The sequence below is a fragment of the Tatumella morbirosei genome, from assembly GCF_000757425.2.
Classification (GTDB): domain Bacteria; phylum Pseudomonadota; class Gammaproteobacteria; order Enterobacterales; family Enterobacteriaceae; genus Tatumella; species Tatumella morbirosei.
The window spans coordinates 1,251,547-1,266,138 of sequence record NZ_JPKR02000003.1 but is presented as its reverse complement, the minus strand read 5'-3'; the positions used below and the strand labels follow the sequence as shown (position 1 = coordinate 1,266,138).

Genomic DNA, 14,592 nt, shown 5'->3' with positions numbered 1-14,592 from the left:
TCAACTCCGAAGAACTCGTATAATCATGCCAGAGCTCTCTGCCGGATTGTAGACAGATGTGCATTTACCAGCAGAGACTGCTACACAGAACATTAAGGAGTCAAAATGGAATTTATCTTCACACTGAAATACCAGCTGTCTGAAAAAGATGCTAACCAGCAGAATATTGTTGGGAGGTTGCTTGCTGCGGGATGTGATGACGCTGTTATCGGGATTGGTCTGCCCGGCCGCCTGGCCCTTGAATTTACAACAGAAGCTGATAGCGCAATGCTGGCAATCCGGCAGGCAATTTCTGTGGTAAATAATGTGATACCTTCAGCCCTGTTAATTGAAGCTGCACCCGATCTGGTGGGATTAACGGATGTTGCTGAGTTAGTTGGAGTTTCAAGACAAAATATGCGGAAGCTGATGCTCGCATATCCCGGAAATTTTCCTTCTCCGGTCCATGAAGGTAAAACTTCATTATGGCACCTGACAGATATTCTCAGCTGGCTGAAACAGCGGGGGAGTTATCAGATTCCTCAGTGGCTTACTGAGGTTGCTGTAGTAACCATGCACGTCAACATCAGCAAAGAAGCCAGCCGGTTAGCCGAAAAAGGCCAAACAGTGGCTTAAGCAGGCTGAGACAAAACGTTCATTTTACTGCAGTAGTCCGTTGATGGTCAGCTCTGGTAGTGGCAGAAGAGTCCTCTACAGAGCCAGAATTCGCGATATTCACCAACGATGGTGATGCAGAAAATCCCGGGGGAAGATACCTACATTGCACAGATATACAAGCATGCTTTACCGTCCCGCAGACCTTCTTTATTACTGCCATTTTTCGGCATAAATTGTAGCTGGTATTTGGCGCTTAATGTCGTATTCGTGCCAGTCAATGACCGCTAATAGTACTGATAAATAACGTCATTAGCATGCAGAGCAAATTTGCGATCCAGTAACGCTAAGTCCAGCGTTGATTCCGGATGCAATACCTGAATGGCGTTTTCCATAGTCAAATGAATCTGCTCGCGCAGAGCAAGAGCCCTGAGCGTTGCCGCCATTTCCCAGCCATTTTTTACCAGAATAGCATCTCCCGGCTGATCACGGATTCGGGTCAGAGTGCGGCTCATCGCCGGGAGGCTGAGATTCATCCATCTGACTGCTCCGGTGACTGAACCTTCTTACAACAATGCATCAAGCGCGATAATCAGATTCAGGTCCGGATACTTCATCCTTCCGGTTTATCAGCGAATTTTTCTGAGTGATAGTACGGTAAGTCAACGTTGTACCACTCCCCCGGCAAGGTAATTCCGACAGCCAGCATTAAATAAAAATTCATAATAAAATAATGTTATTGATTATCATTATCGTTTAATGCTTGAATACACCCTACCGGAACTATTCCGTAGTGAGAAAATTACTGGCAGACAGAGGGTTGGCTAAAAGTAATGGCTGGCATTTGCGGCAGATTGCAATAGTAACAGACACTGATGGCTGTCATTTTTAGCCTGTTGCTGTTGATTTTCCGACAGCCTGTTCCATTGTCTGACGACGGTATCTCCGGCATTACTGTCGTAATGATATTTTCTTAATGAGTAATCGGAATTCGATCCTTCAACGGTTCTTTTCAGTACCCGGGTGAAGTCTGTTTCTGATGATTGCTCTGGTCCGCTAACTACAGCACATAACAGCGACTGATAATAATCCAGTGTCTGAGGGGGCACTTTCCCGGGCCACCACCAGGCAACGATTGCGATAACGAGAAACAATAACAGGTAAAATTTTCGGCTGCGTAAAACGGAAACTGGAAGTGACATATTCAGTTTTTTTGGTATCCGGCGGCTAACAATGTTGTCAAATAGTACCACAGGAGTGTCACATTTCTTTAAACCGGTCGTAGATTTAGCGACTGACGGGGATGAAAAGTAAGCATTTAGATCACTTTAGTAGCTTAGAGGTATTGATAAGTGACTCTATTGTTTACTAAATGTTTCTTTTTGTTTTTCGTGTGTATAATCCCGGCTCATTTCAACACAGGGTTTCTGCTTATGGTCTCTTCATTAAAACAAAAGCCTCTATGGCTAAGAGTATGTAGTTTCTTAGTAGGCATAATTCTTATCCTCACCGCACTGGCATTTATCTATGGCGGTGTAAAACTGGTGACGCTAGGAGGGAGCTGGTACTTCCTGATCTCCGGTGTACTGATGCTGATCAGTGGCTACCTGTTCCTGCGCAGTCGTTCTGCCGATGCAGTACTTTATATCGTGACCATGATTGGTACGATAATTTGGGCATTGGCCGATGCCGGGCTCAATTTCTGGCCGTTAATTTCACGGCTGATGTATCCGGGTGGGCTGGCGATTCTGGCCTTCCTGCTACTGCCATCTCTGCGACGTTACGAAGAGCGTCGCTCAGAATGGAAAGGGGCATATGTGTTAGCCATACTGTCGATTATTGCTTTCGCGGTCTCCTTTGGCTATATGTTCGTTCCTCATGATCCGGTAGCGTTCTCTGGTCAGGAGAAACCCCTGGTACCAGTGGCGAAAGATCAGATGCAGAAAAACTGGGAAAATTACGGTAATACCCCGGGTGGGAGCCGTTTTGTCGCACTGGACCAGATAAATCGCAACAATGTGTCTGAACTGAAGCCAGCCTGGACATTCCACACTGGCGACATTCCGGTTAGCCCAACAGGAAATGGCGCAGAAGATCAGGAAACACCGCTACAGGTAGGCGATAAAGTGTTCCTGTGTACTCCGCATAATAACGTTATTGCGGTAGATGCCGATACCGGTAAGCAAATCTGGAAAGCAGATATCAATGCAAAATCTTCTGTGTGGATGCGTTGCCGTGGTCTGGCTTACTTTGATGCAACCAAACCTTTACCTCAGCCAACCGTGCCGGGCAGTACGCCTCCGGCACCGGTTGCTGCAGTCAATGCCGGCGGTTGTGAACGCCGTATTCTGATGAACACCATCGATGACCGTCTGATTGCTCTTAATGCGGACAACGGTGAGTTTTGTCAGGACTTTGGTGACAAAGGAACAGTTAACCTGTTAAGCGGAATGGGCAGCGCACCAGATCCACAATACGTATTAACCTCTGCACCAACGCTGGCGGGTACTACTGTTGTGGTTGGCGGACGCGTGTCTGATAACGTCAGTGTGGATATGCCAGGAGGTGTCATCCGTGGCTTTGATGTGATCACTGGTCAGTTACGCTGGTCATTCGATACCGGAAATAAGGATCCCAATGCGGTCCTGAAACCGGGCGAACATTATGTCAGAAGTACACCGAATTCCTGGGCGCCTATGTCTTATGACCCGTCTATGAATACTGTATTCATGCCGATGGGCAGCTCTTCAGTTGATATCTCGGGGGGCTAACCGGACTGCACTGGACCATAAATATGGTGCTTCTATCCTTGCTGTCGATGCGACAACAGGGAAAGAAAAGTGGGTTTATCAGACAGTTCATAACGATCTGTGGGATTTCGATATCCCGATGCAACCAAGCCTGATTAACTTCAAAACCAGCGATGGCACTGAGAAACCCGCAGTCGTTGTAGGAACCAAAGCCGGGCAGATCTATGTCCTGGATCGTCTGACTGGTCAGCCATTGACTAAAGTGGAAAATGTCGCAGTGAAAGGCGGCGGAATCCCGGGTGAGCAGTACAGCTACACCCAGCCACGTTCTGTCGGGATGCCACAGATCGGTGCGCAGACTCTGAAAGAGTCTGACATGTGGGGTGCGACACCGTTTGACCAACTGGCATGCCGTATCAGTTTTAAATCAATGCGCTATAACGGGTTATACACCGCTCCGGGCACTGATATTTCGCTGAGCTTCCCGGGATCGCTGGGGGGGATGAACTGGGGCAGCCTGTCTACCGACCCGGTTAACCATTATATCTTTGTGAATGACATGCGCCTGGGTCTGTGGCAGCAGCTGATACCGGCGGATCCAAACGCTAAGACTGGCGTAAATACGGGGGGAGAAGCTGTAAACACCGGTATGGGTGCGGTACCGATGAAAGGTGCACCTTACTCTGTGAACAAGAACCGTTTCATGTCACCACTGGGTATTCCATGTCAGGCACCGCCATTTGGTACGCTGAGTGCGATTGATATGACCACTCAGAAAATCGTCTGGCAGGTACCGGTAGGTACTGTTCAGGATACTGGTCCGTTCGGGATTAAAATGGGCATGAAAATGCCTATCGGTATGCCAACACTGGGCGGTACGCTGGCAACGCAAGGCGGTCTGGTATTTATTGCCGGGACTCAGGATTACTACCTGCGTGCATTTGACAGCTCAACCGGGAAAGAAGTCTGGAAAGCTCGTTTACCTGTCGGAAGTCAGGGGGGACCAATGAGCTATGTTTCGCCAAAAACCGGCAAACAATACATTCTTATTTCTGCCGGCGGTGCCCGTCAGTCACCTGATCGTGGTGATTATGTGATTGCTTACGCACTGGATAAATAAACGGTGCAACTTCTGCCCCCGTAAGGGGGCAGAAATTTAATGCAGCAGGAACAGTGTCGCGAGCCCCAGAAAGATAAAAAATCCTCCGGTATCTGTCATTGCAGTAATTAATACACTGGACCCAATAGCGGGATCTCGTTTGAGTTTGGTCATTATCAACGGAATCAATACACCCATGCAGGCGGCAAGCAGCAGATTAAGGATCATCGCCAGCATCATTACGCCTCCCATTGCCAGATTGTGATACATCAGCCAGGTAATTCCTCCCATAATTCCCCCCCAGAAAATCCCGTTAATCAATGCTACCCCCAGTTCTCTGAGAAACAGGAATGAAAAATTACCAGGCTCTACCTGATGCAGGGCGAGTGCTCTGACTATCATGGTGATAGTTTGATTACCGGTGTTACCGCCGATACCCGCAACAATGGGCATTAGTGTTGCCAGAGCTACCAGATGGGCGATAGTGTTCTCAAATAAACCAATCACACGTGAAGCAATAAATGCAGTACACAAATTGAGTGCCAGCCAGGCCCAGCGGTTTTTCACCGCTTTACTCACCGGCGCAAATACATCCTCCTCCTGACTTATCCCTCCCATTTTACGGATATTATTTTCGTTCTCCTGATTCACAAGATCGATAATATCTTCGATGGCAATCCTGCCAATCAGCCGTTGTTGCTGATCGGTGACTGCAGCGGATATCAGGTTATATCTTTCAAAGGCACTGGCTGCGTCTTCGGCTTTATCCTGCAAACTGAAAGTGACCGGGGTGTCATTCATCACTTCACTGACCAGACAATTTGGTGCATTGACTAAGATATCTGTCAGCATTAGTTCGCCCAGCAGGGTGTTATTGCTGTCGGTGATAAAAAGTTTATCTGTACCCGCAGGGATTTTTCCTTTACGGCGTAAAAAACGCTGGACCACACCCAGTCGGATATCCTGGCGAGCGGTAAGAAAATTAAAGTCCATCACCCTGGCAACACCGTCAACATCATTTTTGATGATGTTCAGCAGATCTGAACGCTGTCGGGGGGACAGCGAGGTTAGCAGTCGTCCTGTCAGGTTGCGTGGCAGAAAGCGGGCGAGCCAGGCCTGGTCATCAATATCCAGTGGTTCGATAGCTTTAAGAATCGCTTTGTCTGACATATTCTCGGTCAGACTTTCCCAGACCGTTTCGGAAGCTTCCACCAGGACCTGACCCTGGCTTGCTATCGGGACTAACTGCCACAGTGCCTGTCTTGCATCTTCCGGCAACGACTCAAGAATGTCAGCAATATCTGCCGCATGAAGGGTATCAATATCAGAAGTGAGTTGCTGACAAGATGCTTTAAACCGGGGGTTTTCGAAAACAGCGGCGGTGTCGGACTGCGCTAACAGGCCAGTTACCAGTGCCGGAGAGTTAAGCAATGTGCTGATGATCTGTTGGCGTTTTTGCTGCAATGTACGGTTTTCTGATACTGGCATACAACATCCTCTGTTGGGAATTCACAGTGGTTAACCTGAGACAGTCACAGAGTAACAATAACCGAAAACAGACGGGCAGGGGCAGAGAATTTATCAGTAAGGCGTTTACGTTACCGGACATAGTTATGATTAAATAACCAGCCCCCGCATGGGGGCAACGTCCGGTCACAGGTCATTGTTTTACCGGAGTCTTTCGGGCTAACAGTGTGGCAAACCGCATCCGGATACGTTGTCCGTTAGCATCGGTTTTATGTAGTTCACCGTGATGTTCATTATATTTAATGATGTGCCAGTGACGGTAATAATGGCTCAGTTCCCCGGACTGAAAGGTGAATGGGAAATCCAGCGGGCAAGGGGTATCTGTGGTATTCATGGCACAAACTATCAGATTAACCCCGTCTTTTACCGTAGCGGCCTGCATATCGGCTATCAACTGCGGGATAGTGTCAGGTTGCAGGAACATCATAACCACTGTCGAAAGTATCAACTGATAGCTACCATTGAACCGGTGCTGATTGAGATCCACCGATGAACAACGGATCCCTGTCAGTTGTTCCTGGTCAATAATGTGCTGCAAATGCGCCAGGCTGCCCGGGTTGTTATCCCATCCGGTGACATCAAAACCGTGACTGTTGAGATACAGGCTGTTACGCCCGCGGCCACAGCCGATGTCGAGTGCTTTACCCGGTGTTAATTCTGCAATGGCCGCACGAAGTTCGGAGTGGGGCAGAGAAAGCTGATATTTCTCCGCATAATAGTTATCGGGGGGTAACCCTGTCTGTGCCAGCGGCTCATCCATGGTTTTTTTGCTCCTGTTACTGTTCTTCTTTCAGATTCAGTTGCCAGCCAGTGACATCCCGCCAGTACTGTTGCTCACGTTCCAGGTCCAGTTGTACCAGAGTATTCTGGCTAAAAAAACCGGTAGGGAAGGTGAGTGTCCAGTGTCCGTCATCGGTATCCAGTTTCAAAAATTCAGGATTTGTGGTCGCCTGGCGCTGATTGCTGAGTAATGTAGCCAGCCGAAGAATAAAAATGAGTGGCAGATACTGTTTCTTTTTAAATGACATAAACCTCGGGAATTCCTCGGTTTTTATACCTTTGCGATGATAGCGTACCATGGTTGACAGTAACAGCTGCTGTGACTGACTGAAGCCTGGCATATTGGAGTTCTGCAATATATATGCGGAATGGCGCTGCATGCCACTGTGATTAATCGAGAGCCCAACCTCATGTAACATTGCTGCCCATTGTAGTAATGCAGTTAACTGCGGCTCAGCCAGTTTGGGGTTTTGTTTCTGCCACTGATCATGAAGATTCTGTGACGTTTTCAGCACACGATTGGCCTGTTCGCTGTCAATCGCGTAATGGTTTGCCAGGCTTTGTGCGGTACGTGTACGAATATCCTGATGACGGAAACGTCCCTCCATCTCATACAGAACCCCTTCACGTAAGGCCCCGTCGGAATACAACAGCTCGCGGATCCCCAGAGAGTCAAAGATACCACGCAGTATGGCGAGACCCGGGATGAATACTGTTTTACGGTCGTCGGATAATCCGGGTAAGCTCAGTGCATCGAAGGATTTAAACTTAATCACCTCATCATACAAACGATCCAGGCCTTCCGGGGTGATAGTTTTTTCCTTTTCACCTAACGCTTCCAGAACCTCACAGGCTGCCTTGATAGTTCCGGAGGCTCCCAACGCATATTTCCAGCCCTGTAAACGAAACTGCCAGGCCAGAGTTTCCAGTTTCTGCACCGAGGCCAGCCGTGCACGTCGGAAATTCTCCGCGGAGATGACCCCGCCTGGGAAGTAGATATTGGAAAAACTGACACAACCCATACGACGACTTTCCACCAACTGTGGTTCAAAGTCTTCACCTATCACCAGTTCTGTGGAACCTCCTCCGATATCAATGACCAGTTTGCGGCCCTTTTCAGGCTGGGTATGTTCAACCCCCATAAAAATCAGACGGGCTTCTTCATTACCCGGAATGATCTCAATCGGGTAAGGAATAATTTCTGCGGCGCGCTGCAGAAACTCTTCGGCGTTATCCACCACCCTGAGCGTATGAGTCCCAACGATAGAAACGTTCTCCGGAGCAAAGCCTTGCAGGCGCTCCGCAAATAACGCCAGACAGGACAGGCCACGCTGTATACCTTCTTCTGTCAGCTGATTTTTCGAATCGATAGCATCCGCCAGATGGACCCGTTGCTTTAACCGGCTGAGTACCTGTAATGCCCCGTCTACCACACGGGCAATCACCATATGAAAACTGTTAGAACCGAGGTCTATTGCCGCGAATTCCTGAGGTTTATCTGATTTTTGGGCTGTTGTTGGCATAGGCATTATTCGGGTTGTTCCAGGTTTTTGATGTAGTCATAGATAGCCAGTTGTCCGCGAACCTTACGGCGGTTACCCCGGGGCACATAGCGATTACTCAGTTCTTTATCAATGATTCTTGCTTTAACGGTATCACTGAACAAAATACCTATCATCTCAAGAATACGTTGCTTAATCTGTGGGTCGAGAATGATCACCGCCACTTCAATACGATAATCAATATTTCGGGTCATCCAGTCTGCTGACGACAGGTAGACTTTCTTATCACCGTTATTCTCAAAAATATAGACCCTGTCATGCTCCAGATAACGATCAAGAATACTGATCACCCGGATATTGGTGCTGATGCCTGGTAAATCCGGGATGAGTGAGCACATCCCTCTGACCAGCAGATTGACTTTCACGCCGGCACCGGAAGCTGCGTACAAGCGATCAATGAGTCCCTTATCAACCAGGTTGTTAATTTTTAATGTAATTCCGGCAGGTAGACCCTGCTGCGCATTGGCAATTTCCTGATCAACTAACTGATAAAGCATCCGCCGGGAATTTTGCGGAGAGACCATCAGGTAGTCAAATGATACCGGACGATAAGGGTTTTCAATAAAATTAAATACCCGGCGGACTTCATTGGTAATTCTGGCATCCGAAGTAAGCAGCGAGTAGTCCGTATACAGACGTGCGGTTTTCTCATTGAAATTACCGGTACCGATATGTGCATAGCGAACCACCTCTTCACCTTCACGGCGGGAGATTAAAAATAGTTTAGCGTGTATTTTCAGGCCGGGGGCTGAGAATATGACATGCACCCCGGCTTCTGTCAGCTGTTTGGCCCAGTGAATATTCGCGGCTTCATCAAATCTCGCCTGTAACTCCACGACCACCGTGACTTTTTTACCGTTGTGGGCGGCATGAATCATGGCATCCATGATGCGTGAATTTTTAGCCACCCGGTAAATATTAATTTTGATCGATAAAACCGCCGGATCAAAGGAGGCCTGGCGCAAAAACTCCAACACATGTTCAAAGGTATGATACGGATAATAAAGCAGGATATCCCGCGCCCGAACGGCATCAAATCCGTTACGATAGCCGTCAAACCCGCGATGGCGGATGGGGGGAAGAGGTTTGTTTTCCAGATTTCGTTGGCCAACGTTAGGAAACTGAATAAAGTCTTTGAAGTTGTGATAACGCCCGCCAGCCAGTATTGAGTCATAGTTTGAAACCGAGAGCTTTTCACAGAGCATTTCGACCATAGCGGTCGGCATATCGCGCTGGTAGACAAATCGTACCGGCTCAGCTGTCAGCCGCTGTTTCAGGCTGGATGACATCAGCTCCAGCAAACTCGATTCCATTTCTGTGACCAGATCGTATTCGGCATCGCGGGTCATTTTCATCGAATAAGCGTTTAGTTCATCGTAATCAAAGAAACCTTTGAAGATATCATCCAGACAATATCTGAGGATATTATCCAGTAATATCATTGGTTTTCTTCGACGCGGTGGTTCGGCTGGCAGATTAATGAAACGTGGGACTTTATCCGATGGAATCTCCAGCAGCGCATAACGGATGTCTTCACCACGGATGACCTCAACGGCCAGGTAGGTATAATCATCTTTGAGAAACTGAGCCAGATCAGTATCGCTATTAATCAGGATTGGCGTCACATGCGGGCGCAGATGCTGTCGAAAATAGTCGCGCAACCAGCTCTGCTGATTGACCGAAAGCTGACGTTCATTGATTAGGAAGATCTGGTTACGAGCCATCTCTAACAACAGCTCATTGTAGAGCAGGTCAAATTCCTGGTCTGCCCGCATTACCCGTTGTTGAATTTTTTTCAGTAAATGACGGGGTACGGTAACAGAGCCTTGTTCTTCACCAATCAGGATACGACGTTTCAGTTCTGCGAAGCGGACTTTATAAAATTCGTCGAGGTTACTCGAATAAATTCCAAGGAAACGCATTCTTTCGATCAACGGATTCAGTTTGTCAGCGGCTTCCTGTAATACTCGTTCATTAAATGATAACCAGCTTAATTCTTTTTCTATATATAGTTTTTCCTGACCCATCCTGACTCCATTTCGCTGTGACAGAACTAAAGCTTCAGTCTCTCATTCCATTATGGCGAGAATATGGCAGAAATGTCCATTGCCCGACGAGGGGTAAGAAAAAAAGGTGACTTAACTGGGAATAAAGAAGGCAGACGCTGTGCCGACACAGCGTCTGTGAATTAATGGGTAGTCTCCAACTGATAACCTGTGGCAGGGAGCAGCTTGCCATCCAGCCATGCCTGATCATTATTCAGTTCGAGACGGTTTTGTACAAACCAGTGAATGACCTGCGGATAAATCAGATGTTCCTGCAAGCGGACCCGATCCTGTAACTGTTCTTCAGTTTCCTGCGGCAGTACCGCAATACGGGATTGCAGAATGACAGGGCCTCCGTCCAGCTCTTCAGTTACAAAATGAACCGAAGGGCCATGTTCGGCATCACCATTCTCCAGCACCTTGCGATGGGTATCCAGGCCAGGCCAGGCAGGTAGCAGGGAAGGGTGGATATTGATCATTCGTCCGCGATAGTGGCGAACAAATTCTGCACCGAGAATACGCATATATCCTGCGAGGACAACCAGATCCGGCGAATACTCATCAGCGATGCTCATCAGCTGTTGATCAAATTGCTGACGGTCTGCGAAGTCAGACTGAGCCAGCGAATGGGCCGGAATACCGGCTTGCCTGGCAAGTTCAAGGCCACCGGCGTTTGCTTTATTACTGATTACCGCAACAATTTCAGCGGCAGTACTCAGCTGGCCAGACCTGCAGGCATCAATTATCGCCTGCAGGTTGGTGCCGGTGCCGGAAATCAGGATCACCAGCCTTTTCATCACTTAATAATGACCTGCTCACCCTCAGCCGGGGCGGATTCAATGACACCGATTTTCCACGCCTTCTCACCAGCAGCCTGCAGTAGTTGCAGTGCTTTATCGGCGTTGTCAGGGCTCAGGGCGATAACCATACCTACACCACAGTTAAAGGTACGGTACATTTCATGTCGGCTGACATTCCCTGCCTGTTGCAGCCAGCTGAATACTGCCGGCCATTGCCAGCTGGATTCATCAATCACTGCACGGGTATTTTCCGGTAAAACACGGGGAATATTTTCCCAGAAACCACCACCGGTCAGGTGCGCAATCGCATGAACGTCTACCTGCTCAATCAGGTTCAGGATATTTTTGACGTAGATACGGGTTGGAGTCAGCAGGTGGTCGGCTAATGTTTTACCTTCCAGCTGTTTGACTTCAGGATCAGTCTGGCTGACTTCGAGAATTTTACGAATCAGGGAGTATCCGTTGGAATGAGGTCCGCTTGAGCCCAGAGCGAGCAGAACATCACCATCACTGACTTTACTGCCATCAATAATTTCTGATTTCTCAACCACTCCGACGCAGAAACCAGCAACATCGTAATCTTCACCGTGATACATGCCTGGCATTTCAGCGGTCTCGCCACCCACCAGAGCACAACCCGACTGCGAACAGCCTTCGGCAATTCCGCTGATGACTGCGGCTGCGGTATCAACATCCAGTTTACCGGTAGCGTAGTAATCAAGGAAAAACAGTGGCTCTGCACCCTGTACGACCAGATCATTGACGCACATTGCCACCAGATCAATACCAATATGGTCATGACGTTTCAGGTCCATGGCTAAACGCAGCTTGGTACCTACGCCATCGGTGCCAGAAACCAGAATCGGTTCACGGTATTTTTGTGGTAAGGCGCACAGTGCACCAAAGCCACCGAGTCCGCCCATCACTTCCGGACGGCGGGTTTTTTTAACTACACCTTTAATGCGATCAACCAGATCATTTCCGGCATCAATATCAACACCGGCATCTTTATAACTGAGAGTGGTTTTGTCGGTCACTGCAGAATCCCCACGCGAATTGCGGTTGGTGGTTTAAATAGAGCAGCGCTATTCTATCAGTGCAGGCAAACGTTTGCGAGTCTGATGTGCAGCAGTAATTATCTGCCTGCAGGTTAGTGACTATTCCCCGTAGCGGCACTAAAAAATTGTAGCTGTTTGATGTATAGCTGTATTAGCTCCGATAAAAAAGCGCTATAATCCGGCGATTTTTTTTTAGCTCAACACATTCCGGGAGAAGAATAATGAAGATCGTGGAAGTCAGACACCCGCTGGTCAGACATAAACTGGGCCTGATGCGTGAGCATGATGTCAGCACTAAACGTTTTCGCGAGCTTGCTTCTGAAGTTGGCAGTTTGCTGACCTATGAAGCGACTGCTGATTTGGAAACAGAGACTGTGACTATTGAAGGGTGGAACGGCCCTGTCGAAATTGATCAAATTAAAGGTAAGAAAATCACTGTAGTGCCGATTTTACGTGCAGGGCTGGGAATGATGAACGGTGTCCTGGAACATGTCCCTAGCGCAAGAATCAGCGTAGTCGGCGTATACCGGGATGAGAAAACCCTGGAGCCGGTGCCGTATTTCCAAAAACTGGCCTCCAATATGGACGAACGTATGGCACTGGTGGTAGACCCAATGCTGGCAACCGGAGGATCGATGATTGCCACGATTGATCTGCTAAAAAAATCCGGCTGTTTTGCGATTAAAGTGCTGGTTCTGGTCGCGGCTCCGGAAGGTATTGCTGCGCTGGAAAAAGCGCATCCTGATGTTGAGCTGTACACGGCATCGATTGACCAGGGGCTGAATGAACACGGCTATATTATCCCGGGACTGGGTGATGCCGGTGATAAAATCTTTGGTACTAAATAATTAATAAATCTGAGAGGGGCAATACAGAGATGCACATCCGGCGTTTCAACAGCAATGTGATTTGCTGTAACGGTGACTCGTGTTTACTGCTATTTCTGCCATTGCCCGCTGACCACAACACTGCATTGAAAATAACGGTGATCGCACCGTTTTTTTTCGCCGGAGGATACCCCCGGCAGTGTCTGTTTCAGGACCGACATTTTGTCGGTTTTTTTATGTCCGTATCATATTAAGGGGATATACAGCATGACCCGGCGTACTATTGCAGTGGATGAAAGACCTCCGTTACTTCAGACCATCCCGCTCAGCCTTCAGCACCTGTTCGCAATGTTTGGTGCTACGGTGCTGGTGCCTATTTTATTTCATGTGAATCCGGCGACAATTCTGTTATTTAACGGTATTGGTACCTTACTGTATCTGTTTATCTGTAAAGGAAAGATACCTGCCTATCTGGGCTCCAGTTTTGCATTTATTTCTCCGGTGCTGTTGCTGTTGCCACAAGGGTATGAGGTTGCTTTAGGTGGCTTTATTTTGTGCGGAGTATTGTTCTGCCTCGTCGGTCTGATTGTCAAAAAGGCTGGAACCGGCTGGCTGAATATCATGTTTCCTCCGGCAGCAATGGGGGCCATCGTAGCTATTATCGGTCTGGAGCTGGCCAGTGTCGCAGCAGGCATGGCTGGACTATTGCCGGCTAACGGCACTGCGGTAGACAGTAAAACAGTGATTGTTTCACTGGTCACCCTGGCTGTGACCGTGTTTGGTTCGGTGTTATTCCGTGGTTTTCTGGCCATTATCCCCATCCTGATTGGCGTAGTCGTGGGTTATGTGGTTGCTTCATTTATGGGAATGGTGAACTGGACCGGCGTTGAACAGGCACACTGGTTTGCATTACCCACTTTCTATAAACCCCGTTTTGAATGGGCGGCAATGCTCACTGTGCTTCCGGCTGCCTTAGTAGTGATTGCAGAGCATGTTGGGCACCTGGTCGTTACTGCAAATATTGTTAAGCGCGATTTGATCAAGGATCCAGGTCTGCATCGTTCGATGTTTGCTAACGGTCTGTCCACGGTAATTTCCGGATTTTTTGGTTCTACACCCAACACGACTTACGGTGAAAACATCGGAGTAATGGCCATAACCCGTGTCTACAGTACCTGGGTCATTGGTGGCGCGGCTGTCATTGCTATTTGTTTGTCGTGTATAGGAAAACTGGCAGCGATTATTCAGGCGATTCCGGTTCCTGTCATGGGGGGAGTCTCTCTGTTGCTGTACGGGGTGATTGGCGCTTCCGGAATTCGTGTGCTGATTGACTCCAAAGTGGATTACAGCAAGGCGAAAAACCTGATGTTGACCGCGATTATTTTAATTATTGGCGTGAGCGGGGCGAAAATTCAGCTTGGAGCCGTCGAGCTCAAAGGAATGGCGCTGGCAACTGTGGTAGGTGTGGTTTTGAGTATCATCTTCCATCTAATCAGTCTGGTCCGTCCTGATGAGGAAGATGAGACAGCTAAGTAGCGGCGGAGTGTTAA

Annotated in this window: 11 protein-coding genes and 1 pseudogene; 4 read left to right on the top strand and 8 right to left on the bottom strand. The window is 48.4% G+C overall.

Features of this window, described 5'->3' with window-relative positions; all coding sequences use genetic code 11:
• Window positions 1-105: 105 nt before the first annotated feature.
• Entirely contained in the window at window positions 106-615 is a 510-nt protein-coding gene (locus tag HA49_RS08670) for a helix-turn-helix transcriptional regulator (RefSeq protein ID WP_038022111.1), read from the top strand.
• A 266-nt stretch (window positions 616-881) separates the two neighbouring features.
• On the opposite strand, the gene HA49_RS20575 is transcribed toward HA49_RS08670, so the two are convergent.
• Both HA49_RS20575 and HA49_RS08660 read right to left on the bottom strand, forming a co-directional pair.
• Window positions 882-1,130 carry a hypothetical protein gene (locus HA49_RS20575; RefSeq protein WP_052752459.1) on the bottom strand — a complete coding sequence of 83 codons (249 nt, stop codon included), beginning with the start codon at window positions 1,128-1,130 and terminating at the stop codon, window positions 882-884.
• A gap of 288 nt (window positions 1,131-1,418) precedes the next feature.
• Complete coding sequence (locus HA49_RS08660) at window positions 1,419-1,796, bottom strand: hypothetical protein (RefSeq protein ID WP_038022110.1); 378 nt, start codon at window positions 1,794-1,796, stop codon at window positions 1,419-1,421.
• Between the two features lie 231 nt (window positions 1,797-2,027).
• Here HA49_RS08660 and HA49_RS08655 point away from each other — a divergent pair.
• Window positions 2,028-4,464, top strand: a pseudogene (locus tag HA49_RS08655) (glucose/quinate/shikimate family membrane-bound PQQ-dependent dehydrogenase).
• 36 nt (window positions 4,465-4,500) lie between these two features.
• On the opposite strand, the gene mgtE reads toward HA49_RS08655, so the two are convergent.
• From mgtE to purM, 6 genes are all read right to left on the bottom strand, one after another.
• On the bottom strand, window positions 4,501-5,931 hold the full coding sequence (gene mgtE, locus HA49_RS08650; protein ID WP_038022106.1) for a magnesium transporter: 1,431 nt from the start codon (window positions 5,929-5,931) through the stop codon (window positions 4,501-4,503).
• A gap of 172 nt (window positions 5,932-6,103) precedes the next feature.
• Entirely contained in the window at window positions 6,104-6,730 is a 627-nt protein-coding gene (tehB, locus tag HA49_RS08645) for a tellurite resistance methyltransferase TehB (RefSeq protein WP_038022105.1), read from the bottom strand.
• 16 nt (window positions 6,731-6,746) lie between these two features.
• Window positions 6,747-8,273, bottom strand: coding sequence for an exopolyphosphatase (ppx, locus tag HA49_RS08640; RefSeq protein ID WP_038022741.1), 1,527 nt, complete (start codon window positions 8,271-8,273; stop codon window positions 6,747-6,749).
• A gap of 5 nt (window positions 8,274-8,278) precedes the next feature.
• Window positions 8,279-10,339 (bottom strand): polyphosphate kinase 1, encoded by a 2,061-nt coding sequence (ppk1, locus tag HA49_RS08635; RefSeq protein WP_038022102.1) that lies wholly within the window; start codon window positions 10,337-10,339, stop codon window positions 8,279-8,281.
• Window positions 10,340-10,500: 161 nt separating this feature from the next.
• Window positions 10,501-11,154, bottom strand: a complete 654-nt coding sequence (purN, locus tag HA49_RS08630) for a phosphoribosylglycinamide formyltransferase (RefSeq protein WP_038022100.1) — start codon at window positions 11,152-11,154, stop codon at window positions 10,501-10,503.
• Entirely contained in the window at window positions 11,154-12,194 is a 1,041-nt protein-coding gene (gene purM / locus HA49_RS08625; RefSeq protein WP_038022098.1) for a phosphoribosylformylglycinamidine cyclo-ligase, read from the bottom strand. Before purM ends, purN begins: the two co-directional genes overlap by 1 nt.
• 242 nt (window positions 12,195-12,436) lie before the next feature.
• Here purM and upp point away from each other — a divergent pair, with 242 nt between their 5' ends.
• Together upp and uraA are read left to right on the top strand one after the other, a co-directional pair.
• Entirely contained in the window at window positions 12,437-13,063 is a 627-nt protein-coding gene (gene upp / locus HA49_RS08620) for a uracil phosphoribosyltransferase (protein WP_038022096.1), read from the top strand.
• Window positions 13,064-13,309: 246 nt separating this feature from the next.
• Complete coding sequence (gene uraA / locus HA49_RS08615) at window positions 13,310-14,578, top strand: uracil permease (protein WP_038022094.1); 1,269 nt, start codon at window positions 13,310-13,312, stop codon at window positions 14,576-14,578.
• Window positions 14,579-14,592 lie beyond the last annotated feature (14 nt).

Coding starts and splice junctions, on each gene's coding strand:
- HA49_RS08670 (WP_038022111.1), top strand. CDS start 106: ATGGAATTTATCTTCACACTGAAATACCAGCTGTCTGAAAAAGATGCT.
- purN (WP_038022100.1), bottom strand. CDS start 11,154: ATGAAAAGGCTGGTGATCCTGATTTCCGGCACCGGCACCAACCTGCAG.
- HA49_RS08660 (WP_038022110.1), bottom strand. CDS start 1,796: ATGTCACTTCCAGTTTCCGTTTTACGCAGCCGAAAATTTTACCTGTTA.
- ppk1 (WP_038022102.1), bottom strand. CDS start 10,339: ATGGGTCAGGAAAAACTATATATAGAAAAAGAATTAAGCTGGTTATCA.
- upp (WP_038022096.1), top strand. CDS start 12,437: ATGAAGATCGTGGAAGTCAGACACCCGCTGGTCAGACATAAACTGGGC.
- mgtE (WP_038022106.1), bottom strand. CDS start 5,931: ATGCCAGTATCAGAAAACCGTACATTGCAGCAAAAACGCCAACAGATC.
- HA49_RS20575 (WP_052752459.1), bottom strand. CDS start 1,130: ATGAATCTCAGCCTCCCGGCGATGAGCCGCACTCTGACCCGAATCCGT.
- ppx (WP_038022741.1), bottom strand. CDS start 8,273: ATGCCAACAACAGCCCAAAAATCAGATAAACCTCAGGAATTCGCGGCA.
- uraA (WP_038022094.1), top strand. CDS start 13,310: ATGACCCGGCGTACTATTGCAGTGGATGAAAGACCTCCGTTACTTCAG.
- tehB (WP_038022105.1), bottom strand. CDS start 6,730: ATGGATGAGCCGCTGGCACAGACAGGGTTACCCCCCGATAACTATTAT.